This window comes from Maribacter sp. MMG018 (assembly GCF_018100785.1).
Lineage (GTDB): Bacteria > Bacteroidota > Bacteroidia > Flavobacteriales > Flavobacteriaceae > Maribacter.
In genome coordinates this window covers 1-12,592 of sequence record NZ_JAGJEC010000009.1, presented here as the reverse complement: position 1 = coordinate 12,592, position 12,592 = coordinate 1, and the positions used below count along the sequence as shown (strand labels likewise).

General features: G+C 37.6%; 10 protein-coding genes. 4 read left to right on the top strand and 6 right to left on the bottom strand.

From position 1 onward, the window contains the following. Positions 1–444: 444 nt before the first annotated feature. On the top strand, positions 445–687 hold the full coding sequence (locus J8L85_RS17820; protein WP_211019531.1) for a hypothetical protein: 243 nt from the start codon (positions 445–447) through the stop codon (positions 685–687). An 18-nt stretch (positions 688–705) separates the two neighbouring features. Here the strand turns inward: J8L85_RS17820 and J8L85_RS17815 are convergent, their stop codons facing one another. After that, positions 706–1,401, bottom strand: a complete 696-nt coding sequence (locus J8L85_RS17815; RefSeq protein ID WP_211019530.1) for an arylesterase — start codon at positions 1,399–1,401, stop codon at positions 706–708. A gap of 61 nt (positions 1,402–1,462) precedes the next feature. Between J8L85_RS17815 and J8L85_RS17810 the strand changes: the two genes are divergently transcribed. The 3 genes from J8L85_RS17810 to J8L85_RS17800 all read left to right on the top strand — a co-directional run bounded on the left by J8L85_RS17810 (position 1,463) and on the right by J8L85_RS17800 (position 5,196). Further along, positions 1,463–2,152 carry an ABC transporter ATP-binding protein gene (locus J8L85_RS17810; protein ID WP_211019529.1) on the top strand — a complete coding sequence of 230 codons (690 nt, stop codon included), beginning with the start codon at positions 1,463–1,465 and terminating at the stop codon, positions 2,150–2,152. Between the two features lie 47 nt (positions 2,153–2,199). After that, on the top strand, positions 2,200–4,698 hold the full coding sequence (locus J8L85_RS17805) for an FtsX-like permease family protein (RefSeq protein WP_211019532.1): 2,499 nt from the start codon (positions 2,200–2,202) through the stop codon (positions 4,696–4,698). A gap of 240 nt (positions 4,699–4,938) precedes the next feature. Continuing rightward, positions 4,939–5,196 (top strand): hypothetical protein, encoded by a 258-nt coding sequence (locus J8L85_RS17800; RefSeq protein WP_211019528.1) that lies wholly within the window; start codon positions 4,939–4,941, stop codon positions 5,194–5,196. A gap of 315 nt (positions 5,197–5,511) precedes the next feature. On the opposite strand, the gene J8L85_RS17795 is transcribed toward J8L85_RS17800, so the two are convergent. From J8L85_RS17795 to J8L85_RS17775, 5 genes are all read right to left on the bottom strand, one after another. Then, positions 5,512–6,726: a sensor histidine kinase gene (locus J8L85_RS17795; protein WP_211019527.1), complete on the bottom strand. Its 1,215-nt coding sequence runs from the start codon at positions 6,724–6,726 to the stop codon at positions 5,512–5,514. 502 nt (positions 6,727–7,228) lie between these two features. Then, a complete protein-coding gene (secA, locus tag J8L85_RS17790; protein WP_211019526.1) occupies positions 7,229–10,591 on the bottom strand; it encodes a preprotein translocase subunit SecA in 3,363 nt (1,120 codons plus the stop codon). A 215-nt stretch (positions 10,592–10,806) separates the two neighbouring features. Further along, entirely contained in the window at positions 10,807–11,031 is a 225-nt protein-coding gene (locus J8L85_RS17785) for a DUF2795 domain-containing protein (RefSeq protein ID WP_027064442.1), read from the bottom strand. Between the two features lie 137 nt (positions 11,032–11,168). Further along, positions 11,169–11,744: a cob(I)yrinic acid a,c-diamide adenosyltransferase gene (locus J8L85_RS17780; protein WP_211019525.1), complete on the bottom strand. Its 576-nt coding sequence runs from the start codon at positions 11,742–11,744 to the stop codon at positions 11,169–11,171. 211 nt (positions 11,745–11,955) lie between these two features. Further along, positions 11,956–12,450 carry a hypothetical protein gene (locus J8L85_RS17775; RefSeq protein ID WP_211019524.1) on the bottom strand — a complete coding sequence of 165 codons (495 nt, stop codon included), beginning with the start codon at positions 12,448–12,450 and terminating at the stop codon, positions 11,956–11,958. Positions 12,451–12,592: the final 142 nt, after the last annotated feature.

Sequence of the window (12,592 nt, the reverse complement as noted above, 5' to 3'; positions counted from 1 at the left end):
CTGTCTTTTACGACCAAAAGAAACAGGGCCAAAATGGCTTAATTGATTTCATAAATATTTTGATATTATTTTATTATTAATCTGAACAAAATTATTTAATGACCTCTTATCATAATAGATATCTACGTACATCATCTAAAGTTGGTAGCCTATTATTTGTTGTATAAGATGTTTTTGTTAGTGAAGTCATTTAGTTATACGATGTTTGAAGTTCGTATGTAAGTGATCGTTAGATAGGTCTCTTTTTGTAGGAATCAACTCAATATATCGATAAAGTGTACGAAATCATCGATGAAGTAAAATCGTTTTTGTAGGAAAACTTTTGTAGGAATGGTGTTATTGGTCGAAAAAAATGTATTTGGTCGGTAAATTTATACCGTTTGTCGAAACTGGAATTTAAAATTCAATAAGCGAGAGTTATATATTCACCAAATTAATCTACTAATGAAACCTACTCTTACTTTTATTTTTATGCTTGTTACCTGCATGGGAGTTTTTGCCCAGGCTCAGAAAAATGATGTTGAATCAAAAGTGGAAGCTTTTTCAATGCCAATTACTGAAACCATGGTCCAAACTAACTTGGGCAAAAGCATCCCGTCGGTTACAGGTGTATATATGTCAAAGCATTCTAGGGTAAAAAGGGCATTGTCCTTTAAGTCGAGAAAAAGAAGGCCTAGATTGGCTTAAACCGATATTGTTTCTACTTTATTTTGAGGAAACAACAGGTTCTAACACTTTCCATACATTGTTGGCGACAATTTTTTGTCCTTCCGCTGTAGGATGAATACCGTCCTCTAAGTTCAATTCAGGTATTCCGGCAACATTTTCTAAAAGGAATGGAATAAGCAAAACATCGTTTTTCTTTGCTAGGTCCGGAAACATAGTTTTGAATTCGGTGGTATAGTCTTGGCCCATGTTGGGGGGAATCTGCATTCCGGCCAAAAGAATGGTGGTTTCGCTATTTTTTTCTCTTACCCTGTCTATAATTTTCTGAAGGTTTTCTTTGGTTTCTGATAACGGTATACCCCGTAGGCCGTCATTGGCCCCGAGTTCCAGGACAAATATGTCTATTTTTTGGTTTAAGACCCAGTCCAATCTGTTCAGTCCGCCCGAGGTAGTTTCTCCACTTAGACCAGAATTGATCACCTTATAATCTAAACCTAAAGAATCTAAACGAAGCTGTATTCTATGCGGAAACCCATCTTCTGTTTCCAGACCATAAGCAGCGGTAAGGCTATTGCCGAAGAATAGGATAACCTTGCTTTCAGTCTCTTTTTCTTCCTTGTTTTCCGGTACTATAGATTCAGTAGTAGTATCGGTTTGCCTTTGTTTTTTACTTTCTCCACAGCCAATAAGCAATAAAACGAGAAAAAAATAACTAAACTTTAATAGTTTGTACATAGTGTATCCTTCTTAAAACCAAAATCATTTAGTTATTTTGTTAGCTTGTACTAAATGAGTTATGACAAAGATATTAAACGTAAAGAACCTAAGGAAAACTTATCGAAGCGGTACCAAGGATTTAACTGTTTTGGACGGAATCACCTTTGATATAGAAGAAGGGGAAACTTTTGCCATCGTAGGGCCGTCCGGAAGTGGAAAAACAACCTTGTTGGGGCTGTGTGCGGGTTTGGACCAGTTAGATGAGGGCACCATAGAGTTATGCGGTACAGAACTCAATACCCTTAATGAAGACCAGCGGGCTTTGTTGCGCAATAAAAAGGTCGGGTTTATTTTTCAAAATTTTCAGTTGTTGCCTACTTTGACGGCTTTAGAGAATGTGAGCGTTCCGTTGGAGTTGCAGGGTGCACCTGACGCCGCCAAAGAAGCAAAGGATTTGTTGGAGAAAGTAGGTCTTGTTGATAGGATCGACCACTATCCTTCACAATTATCGGGCGGTGAGCAACAGCGTGTGGCCTTGGCCAGGGCCTTTTCTACCAAGCCCTCCATATTGTTTGCAGATGAACCTACAGGAAACCTGGACGAGGAAACAGGTGAGAAAGTAATAAAATTATTATTTCAATTAAATAAAGAAATGGGGACAACCTTGGTCATTGTTACCCATGATCTGGATTTGGCCCGGTTGACCCAACGGGTGATTAAACTAAAGGGCGGAAAAATTGTTGGTAACCAATCTGAAACTTTAGTTTGAGCGATTTAAGATATACTTCAAAAACTCCTTTTGGCTGGTTGCTTAAAATGGCATGGCGAGATGGCAAGGCAAGCGGCAAAAGATTGCTATTGTTCATGGCATCGATTGTTTTGGGAATTGCAGCCGTAGTCTCCATTCAATCTTTCAGTGAAAATTTGAAAGACAACATTGGAAATCAGTCAAAGGCATTAATGGGTGCCGACTTTTTAATAGACAGTAATGAGCCGGCCAATGAGCGGGTGCTGTCTATAATGGATTCACTTGGCGGTGCGGATGCCATGGAGGTGAAGTTTGCCTCTATGGCGGCATTCTCCAAAACCGGAGCTACTAAATTAGTACAGGTTAGGGGAGTGGAAGGTGATTTTCCTTTTTACGGGGAATTAGAGACAGAACCGACCGATGCAGCAGTAAGATACCAAGCCGAATCCGGTGCTCTGGTAGATGCAACTGTAATGCTCCAGTTTAATTTAGAGGTAGGTGACAGTGTAAAGCTTGGTAATAAAACCTTTCCTATAATTGGCTCGTTGATCACGGCGCCCGGAAGTACTGGAATAGGAACCTCGGTCGCACCTCCGGTTATGGTTCCCTATGGTTTTATGGCGTCTAGTGGGTTGTTGCAGAAAGGAAGTAGATTGGATTATGCCTATTATTTTAAGGCCCCCGATGTTGATCTTCAAAAATTGGATAAGGAAATAGACCCCTTGTTGGATGAACAAAATGCCGATCTAGATACACATACCTCTACCAGTCAGCGACTAGGGAGAAGATACGATAATGTGGGGCGATTTTTAAATTTGGTCGCTTTTATAGCCTTGTTGTTGGGTTGTGTAGGTATTGCGAGCTCCGTGCATATTTATATAAAGGAAAAACTAAAGGCGGTCGCGGTTCTAAAATGCTTGGGGGCTACCAGAAAACAAACATTTCTTATTTTCTTGATACAAATAGCTGGAATGGGGTTATTGGGAGGCATCGTAGGAACAACGATCGGGCTACTTTTACAAGAATCCTTTCCCTTGATCTTACAAGAGTTTTTACCTTTTCAGGTTCAAATCTCTACCTCTTATCAAGCAATCGTCGTAGGGTTGGTCTTGGGTGTATTAATGTCTGTTCTTTTTGCGTTATCACCGTTGTTGAACACATGGTTTGTATCACCATTACAAGTGTTAAGGGTGCAAGAGAATGTCGGAAACAAATCTAGAAAAGCTCAAATTTACGTACTCTTGGCCATTGTACTCTTTGTGTTTTTGTTCGCATATTGGTTACTGGACAATTTTAAATATGCGTTTAGTTTTGTTGTAGGTATACTGGTGACTTTTACCATTTTATGGGGCATGTCACAATTGTTCATGCGATTGGTAAAACGTTATTTTCCCAAATCTTGGAGCTTTATTGCAAGACAAAGTCTTCTTAATCTTTATAGGCCCAACAACCAGACCGCCGTATTGATCCTTGCGATCGGTATTGGAACGTTCTTGATAGGAACGCTCTATTTTACCAAAGATTTTTTATTGGCAAAAACTTCATTGGAGACTAATGAAAAAAGTCCTAACCTGATTATGTTCGACGTCCAAAATGGACAAAAAGAAGACATGATCAAGGCAATAGAGGCAAAGAACCTACCTATTATAGACAACATTCCGATCATTACCATGCGTTTGGATCGGATTAAGGATAGAAGTGTAAACGCCATACGTTTAGATTCGACTACAACAATAAACAAATGGATATTGAACCATGAGTTTAGGGTAACCTACCGTGATTCTTTGATCGGGTCTGAAAAATTGATTTTTGGAGACCTGAACGCAAAAGTGCTTCCTGGCAGGCCGGTTCCTGTTTCGTTATCCGATAACGTGGCTAGGGATGCTCAGGTCGTGGTCGGTGATACCCTAGTTTTCAATGTACAGGGTATGTTGATGAAGACGATAGTAGGAAGTATTAGAGAAGTTGATTGGGGAAGAATGCAGATGAATTTTTCTGTGGTATTTCCGACCGGGGTTTTAGAGAGTGCGCCACAATTTCATGTATTGACCACCAATGCTCCCGATAAGTCGTCGTCCGCCAACCTTCAACGTGAATTGGTGGCAAAGTTTCCGAATGTCTCTATCTTGGATTTAAGACAAGTACTTACCTTGATCGAAGGTATTTTGGATAAGATATCATGGGTGGTCACATTTATGGCCTTTTTCAGCATCTTAACAGGAATAATTGTTTTGATAGGCTCTGTTCGAAACAGTAGATATCAACGGGTGCGGGAGAGTGTTCTTCTCAGGACTATCGGAGCTAAGAGCAATCAGATATTGAAGATGGCCGCTCTAGAGTATCTGTATCTGGGGTTGTTAGGTGCTGGAATGGGGATTTTACTTTCTTTGATCAGCAGTCAGTTGTTGGCGTACTTTGTTTTTGAAACTCCATTTGTGCCTTCATTGGTCCCGTTTTTTGTTGTGCTTCCGGGTATAGCGTTATTGGTCTTGTTGATTGGGTTGTCCAACAATATTAGTGTTCTTAAAAGTCCTCCTTTACAAGTGTTGAGAAAAGAGGTTAACTAATACATTTATCAAGTACATATCTCATGTTTAAAAGAGGGGGCGGTCCTTTTTAAAAGGGAAAAACTACCGATTATCTACCTATTTTTTCGGTGTGTTGATTGAGGCGCCCAAAACATTCATCGATAATTTTAAACCCTTTATCCAACCTTTGTTTTGTTATCGAAAAACCTTGTATTTAAACGATACGTAACGATACTTTTCGGCATCTGAAGTTAGCTTTATATAACCCAAATCAATGTTATGAAAGCTATTTTAACCTTGTCTTTAACTCTTTTTTTCAGTGCTATTTCTTTCGCACAAAGTACACATGTTGAAAACAAAGTTGATGTATCTACAACAGGTGTGGTACAAATGACAGAAACCATAAAGGTTGAAAACTTTGGTCATAAAGAAAGTATCGATACCAATAGTGTAGCTAGGTTATATCGTTATAAGAATTCAAGGGTAAAAAAGGCCTTGTTCTTCACAACAAAAAAGGATAGGCCAAAATTGGCATAACCTTTGTAATACTATTGTAGAGTGTAATTAAGCACTTTATTAAAACAAAAAGCTATGTTATTATTTATTACTGTAATACCCGTTGTTTTAGTTGTTTCACATTTATTGATGTTCCCTAAATCTAAGGGAAGTCTTAAACCTATAAAGGTTCCTGTTGATCGAAGAAAGTTCTAAGGGTCTATAAACTGTTTTTTATGTACCATAATGATATGGGGCGATATGCCAAAATGTCTTACGGTAACAGCTTGTAACGATTCTTAAATGGATCGTTAAAGATTTTTGTGGGGTGGTGAGGTGTTAAGGACTATATCAAATTTATGCAACAGGGGATAGTTGCTGTTTTACTTCTTGAAATTTAATGATGTAGTTTGTTCCTTTCTTACTATTATCTTTTTGAATAGTGCCTTTTAACTGTCTGGTAAGGTTATAAATTAATTTTAGCCCCAACGATTTAGTGTTTTTATAATTTATGGTGTCTGGAAAACCAATACCATTGTCACCAATGTTAAGAATGTATTGTTTGTCCAACTCTTGTTTTAGGGCAATATAGATTTCTCCTTCTTCATCATCCGTAAATCCATATTTTAAGGCATTTGTAACCGCTTCGTTAATAAGTAGGCCCAAAGGTATTGCCGTATCTATCCCTAATTTAATATCTGGAATATCTATCTTCAGATTAACTTTACTGTCCAATCCTTTTATAGATCGTATTAAATATTCACTTAATTCTTGAACATAGGATTTATATTCTATTTGGCTAATATCTTTTCTCATATAGAGCATTTCGTGAACCATTGCCATAGAAATAACCCTGTTTTGAGTGCTTTTAAGTAAATCTTTCATTTTTCTTTCAGAGACACTTCTGCTTTGTAGACTAAGTAAGCTAGAAACGGTTTGCAGATTGTTCTTTACCCTATGGTGCACTTCTTTCAATAACATCTCTTTTTCATACATCTGTATGGTCAATTCCTTTTTTGAAGTATAGAGAGAGTTGTGGGTCTTTAATAATACTTTACCAAAAATGTTGCCCAACAAGTACAACGAGAACAGAATGGATATTAAACTGAAAATGTTTCTAGATTCTGTTGGGATAACGTTTTCCGTAAAACTTAATTCAGGAAAACTTTGGGTGAAAATGAGAAGTACCAGGACAAAAATAAAGTTTAAATAGACTTGTCCGTTTCTTTGGGTATTAAGGTAGGCCGCAAATACTATTATGGCCAACATAAATATAAAAGGGCTATTGATGCCACCACTGTACAAAGTGATTATCAGGGCACTTATTAATGCAAGAAAGGAAGAAATGTTATACGTAAGGGTAAGGTTCTTTTTTTGTTTAAAGACTAGGATGTTGACGAAATTCAACAACCCGAAAAGCACCAGTACGTAGGGGATTATCTCCTTTATGTCGAGTAGAAAGAAACAAACTAATCCAAAAGTAATTGAAATGGCACTGGTGACATAATTTACTTTTAGAACTAACTTAATTTTATTTCTAAGACGTTCTTGTTCTATTAGAGAATCTGGCATAGTTTCAGTTTAGTAACCGGTAAACGCGTATTTTGGGTGTAAATCTAGTTATGTTTTTAACATAATACTAAGATTTTTTGGTTTACCTTATTTTTGGTATCCTATATATAACTTCTTTTGTACGTACGTCTATAAACTCTTGATTTTTATCGAGTTTAATTAGTTTTAATACATATTATAAGTATGACCGGGTAGTTTTTGGGTCGGTCATTTTTTTTGCTAACATTAAAAAGCGATGAAACCTATCGCTTTTTTACTTTTTTGTAACAAAGGATATATAAGGATTTTTTGGAATGGGTCGTCCTCGTACCAAGGGTCGAATTATGATTTTCTATTGAATTTTTCATTGTGTCTCGTTATAGGTTCTTTTTAAAGATATATAAAATTTGTAAATCACCCTATTCGGTAATATTACATATTCTATGTTTAGAACCATTAACAGGTGTATAATAAAAAAAAGACACTAAAGAGTGTCTTTTTTTATTGTAATTGAAACTGTAACCTAATCTTGGGTAATGACCCATTCGCCTTTAGCTATGAGAGGCTCCGCTTGCTTGTATTTAACAACTTTGCTTTCTCCGGACATTACATTTTTTATGGTTACCCGTTCGTTTCTACCAATTTTAGGTTGTTCCCTAGTAATTGTTTCGGTAACGGCGGGGCGTTGTCTTTGTGTTTGTCCTGCGGCCCTGTTCTGTGCGGCTAGTTCATCGCTGTTAGGAATCTCTTCTTTTGAAGTTTGTGTTTTTTCCCTTTTTTGTTGAACATTTCTAGCCTCCCTTATATCATTGGGGTTTCCAGAAGGAAGTTCTCCTTTGAAAAGAAAGGAAACTATTTCTTTGTTTACCTTCTCTATCATTGATTTAAATAGTTCAAAGGCTTCAAATTTATAGATCAACAAGGGGTCTTTTTGTTCGTGAACAGCCAATTGCACCGATTGCTTTAGTTCATCCATTTTTCTCAAATGGGTTTTCCAAGAATCGTCTATAATGGCAAGAGAAATATTCTTTTCAAAATCAGTGACCAATTGTTTACCATCACTTTCATACGCTTCTTGTAAGTTGGTAACAACGTTTAGTGTTTTAACTCCGTCGGTAAACGGCACAACAATACGTTCAAAGTTGTTGGCATTGTCTTCGTATACTTGTTTTATTACTGGAAAAGCGGCTGCGGCATTACGCTCCATTTTTTCTTTGTAATGTTCGTATCCGGCTTTATAGACCTTTCCGGTAATTTCTTGTGCGCTCATTTTTCCGAATTCATCTTCGCTTATAGGCGAGGTCATCGAAAAATATTTGATTAGCTCAAATTCGAAATTTTTATAATCGTTGGCCGCTTTGTTGCCCTCTACGATCACTTCACAAGTGTCATAGACCATATTGGCAATATCTACTTTTAAACGGTCACCTTGTAAGGCATGTCTTCTTCTTTTGTATACGACCTCACGTTGGGCGTTCATTACATCGTCATATTCCAATAGACGCTTACGAACACCAAAGTTGTTTTCCTCTACTTTTTTCTGGGCTCTTTCTATAGATTTGGTCATCATACTATGTTGAATGACCTCACCATCTTCCAATCCCATTTTGTCCATCATCTTGGCAACTCTGTCCGATCCGAACAAACGCATTAGGTTGTCTTCTAATGAAACATAGAATTGAGAGCTTCCTGGATCTCCTTGACGACCCGAACGTCCTCGTAGCTGTCTGTCTACACGTCTAGAGTCGTGGCGCTCGGTACCTATAATGGCCAAACCTCCAGCTTTTTTTACTTCTTCAGAAAGTTTAATATCGGTACCCCTACCTGCCATGTTGGTGGCGATGGTAACTACGCCCGGTTTACCGGCCTCTGCCACAACGTCCGCTTCTTTTTTGTGTAGTTTGGCGTTTAACACGTTGTGGGGTACTTTACGTACGCTTAAAAGTTTTGAGAGCAATTCTGAAATTTCTACCGAAGTGGTACCGATCAATACCGGTCTTCCTGCTTTGCTCAATTGGGTAACTTCCTCTATAATGGCATTGTATTTTTCCCTTTTGGTCTTATATATCAAATCGTTACGGTCATCACGAGCAATCGGTCTATTTGTCGGAATCTCCATAACATCTAGCTTGTAGATTTCCCAAAATTCCCCAGCTTCGGTTACGGCCGTACCTGTCATACCTGCCAATTTGCGGTACATTCTAAAGTAGTTCTGTAAAGTAACGGTAGCAAAGGTTTGCGTTAATGCTTCGATCTTAACGTTCTCTTTGGCCTCAATGGCTTGGTGAAGACCATCTGAATATCTACGACCATCCATAATACGACCGGTCTGCTCGTCAACGATCATTACCTTATTGTCCATAACAACATATTCAACGTCTTTTTCAAAAAGCGTATATGCCTTAAGTAATTGACTCATTGTATGAATACGTTCGCTTTTTACGGTGAAATCTTTAAAAAGCTCTTCTTTCAGTTCAGCTTCTTTTTCAATATCAAGGTTTTGCTCTTCGATCTTGGCAATTTCTGCACCGATATCTGGCATTACAAAGAAATCTTTGTCCTCTGCGCCTGAGATATAGTTTACACCTTTATCGGTCAACTCTATCTGGTTGTTTTTTTCATCGATAACAAACAACAGATCCTCGTCTACCTTTGGCATCTCCCGGTTGTTGTCTTGCATGTAGAAATTCTCGGTTTTCTGAAGTAGTTGTTTTACTCCTTCTTCACTTAAGAACTTGATCAATGCCTTGTTTTTGGGTAAACCTCTGTAAACCCTTAATAAAAGAAAACCTCCTTCTTTGGTGTCACCTTCGGCTATTAACTTTTTGGCTTCTGCCAATACGCCTGTTAAATGTTGTCTCTGTTTCTGAACTATTTCACTGACCTTCGGTTTTAGCTCGTTAAACTCATGCCTATCACCTTCCGGTACTGGTCCCGAGATAATCAATGGTGTTCGCGCATCGTCTATCAATACAGAATCCACCTCATCGACAATGGCGTAGTTATGTGGCCGTTGTACTAAATCTTTTGGGGTATGTGCCATGTTGTCCCTTAGGTAGTCGAAACCAAATTCGTTATTGGTACCATAGGTAATATCCGCATTGTAAGCGGCCCTTCTACCTTCAGAGTTTGGTTTGTGGTGATCTATACAATCTACCGACAAACCGTGGAATTCGAATATTGGGGCCATCCAGGCGCTATCCCTTTTTGCCAGGTAGTCGTTGACGGTTACAAGGTGGGCACCATTTCCGGTAAGTGCATTTAGGTATAACGGTAAAGTGGCCACTAAGGTCTTACCTTCACCTGTTTGCATTTCTGCAATTTTACCTTGGTGTAATGCAATACCCCCGATCAACTGAACATCGTAATGCACCATATCCCATGTAACTTCTTTACCGGCAGCATTCCATGAATTTTTCCAGATGGCCTTATCCCCGTCTAGGGTAACATATTCTTTCTCTCCGGATAATTTTCTGTCATTTTCCGTCGCGGTTACGGTCAAAGCTTCATTGTTGGCAAAACGCTTTGCCGTCTCTTTGACTACGGCAAATGCTTCTGGAAGAATCTTGTTTAAGGTATCTTCCGATATTTTATAGGCTTCTTCTTTAAGTTTATCTATTTCGGCATAGATATCCTCATTTTTATCAATGTCGGTAGATTCTTTGACCTCTTTTTCAAGAGCAGCGATTTGTTCGGAAACGTTCTTGTAAGAATCTTTTATGGTCTGTTTAAAAACAATGGTTTTGTTTCTGAGTTCATCCAAGCTTAATTTTTCGAACTCAGATTCGAACGACTTTATCTGATTTACTATAGGCTGTAATTCTTTTACATCTTTTTTTGACTTATCACCAACGAATGCCTTTAGTATGGAATTAATAAAATTCATATGTATTTGTAGTTTACATTGAAAATTTGCGAAACCTAAGATTCAATGTGTTTTTCAATAAATTGTTTTTAGCCGATAATTGACACCGGCACTTCAGTTAAACAAAAGGTGTTCCAGTATGGCCCTAAGCCAAAATTTCCTTTTAAGACTGTCAAAATTACATAAAAAAAAAGCCTCCGAGGAGACTTTTTAGTAGTTATTTATGATATCAAATATTAATATTCGTCCTCATTCCAGAGGTAATCTTCTTCGGTTGGGTAGTCTGGCCAAATCTCTTCGATAGACTCATAGATTTCACCACCTTCTTCCTCCATGGATTGTAAGTTCTCTACAACCTCTAAAGGCGCACCGGTTCTGATAGAGTAATCTATTAACTCATCTTTACTTGCCGGCCAAGGTGCATCACTTAAATAAGACGCTAGTTCTAATGTCCAATACATGGTAATAGTTTGATTTTAAATTTTTTGCAAAAATAATTTTTAAATATAAATAGCCAAGATAATTTCTGTTTATTTCAGCATAGTTATCAACATTTTTTTTGCATTGATAAGTTCATAACGCTTAAAATATGAAATTATTAGCTTTTTTTGTCAGGAATCCATTTGATTTCCTCGACTGATAAATTTTTCGACAATTTTCGTGCCAATACAAAAAGATAATCGGACAACCTGTTCAGGTACGAGAGCACCCTGTCGTCAAATGGTTCATTTTCGTATAGCAATACCGCCATTCTTTCAGCTCGCCTACAAACGGTACGTGCAATATGACAGTATGACACTGTTGTGTGGCCGCCCGGAAGAATAAAATGTGTCATTGGCGGTAGTTCGTTATCCATAATATCAATGGCCTTTTCTAAAAAGGCAATATCATCATCGTTTATTTTGTCGATGTTAAGACGTTCATTTCCATTTTTTAAGATACTCTTTTCGGGTGCGGTTGCCAAGATAGCACCAATGGTAAAAAGTTTTTTTTGTATCGCAATAAGTTGTTTTTTGCTTAAAGCATCGATATGTTGATCACCAATGAGCCCCAACCACGAATTCAGTTCATCCAAGGTGCCGTAACTTTCTATGCGAATATGATGTTTAGGTACCCTGGTGCCACCAAAAAGTGCCGTAGTTCCCTTGTCTCCTGTTTTGGTGTATATTTTCATTGATAACAATGGATTGATTTCTAGAAATGGATAAAGAGGTTATTTGTTAGAATCGTTTCTTTTGTAATTATCCATAAATTTTCTCGATTTCCTTTCTTTGGATTTTTTTCGGTTAATAATGGTGATTGCCAGGTATATGGCAAATACGACACCTAAAACTATGTAAATAGTGTTGTCCATAATTAAGAGCTTATATTATAAATTTAGGGGTTTATATCCGTATCTTAAAATGTTGTTTCGCCTGCTCTCTTCTAAAAAAAATCAAACCACAATAAAATAGGTCTATACTAACAGTGACTTCAGGGAGTTCTTTGATGGATTCCCACTGTTGGGTGCGTTCTTTTGAACTGTGAATACCTTCGAACAACAGGGCGCTATTATTATGATAAGTTTGCTTTAAAATATTGCCAAAAAGTTCTTTTTTCGAATTTACGTAAATAATATCGTAGGGTGTGCTGCCGTATTCCAGATAGTCGAATTTTGAGTTTAGGGTAGACTTTAAAGAATTGTTTAGAGGTACTAAACCTATCTTTTTGTATTTAAAATAAGAGATGCTTTTAAATAATACATCTTCGGTAATGGTGCATTTTTTGTTTCTTTTCTGGTATAAAGATTTGGTAATGAAGTTGTACACAAAAGGAGAATGTACTCCATGCTGGTTGGTAGACGATAGCAGAAACTTCAGATAGGCAAGTAAACGATACACCGGTTAACTTCTTGAGTAGAATTTGAGCCTGCCAAAGTATATAAAATTATTGGTTTTTTAAAGATGTAGTGTGGTAGGTTTAAATGAAAACCGTATTCTTTTAAGCCATTTTGGCCCTGTTTCTTTTGGTCGTAAAAGACAA

Excerpts from the sequence above, each read along its gene's own strand:
- J8L85_RS17820 (WP_211019531.1), top strand. The coding sequence starts at position 445 with ATGAAACCTACTCTTACTTTTATTTTTATGCTTGTTACCTGCATGGGA.
- J8L85_RS17815 (WP_211019530.1), bottom strand. The coding sequence starts at position 1,401 with ATGTACAAACTATTAAAGTTTAGTTATTTTTTTCTCGTTTTATTGCTT.
- J8L85_RS17810 (WP_211019529.1), top strand. The coding sequence starts at position 1,463 with ATGACAAAGATATTAAACGTAAAGAACCTAAGGAAAACTTATCGAAGC.
- J8L85_RS17805 (WP_211019532.1), top strand. The coding sequence starts at position 2,200 with ATGGCATGGCGAGATGGCAAGGCAAGCGGCAAAAGATTGCTATTGTTC.
- J8L85_RS17800 (WP_211019528.1), top strand. The coding sequence starts at position 4,939 with ATGAAAGCTATTTTAACCTTGTCTTTAACTCTTTTTTTCAGTGCTATT.
- J8L85_RS17795 (WP_211019527.1), bottom strand. The coding sequence starts at position 6,726 with ATGCCAGATTCTCTAATAGAACAAGAACGTCTTAGAAATAAAATTAAG.
- secA (WP_211019526.1), bottom strand. The coding sequence starts at position 10,591 with ATGAATTTTATTAATTCCATACTAAAGGCATTCGTTGGTGATAAGTCA.
- J8L85_RS17785 (WP_027064442.1), bottom strand. The coding sequence starts at position 11,031 with ATGTATTGGACATTAGAACTAGCGTCTTATTTAAGTGATGCACCTTGG.
- J8L85_RS17780 (WP_211019525.1), bottom strand. The coding sequence starts at position 11,744 with ATGAAAATATACACCAAAACAGGAGACAAGGGAACTACGGCACTTTTT.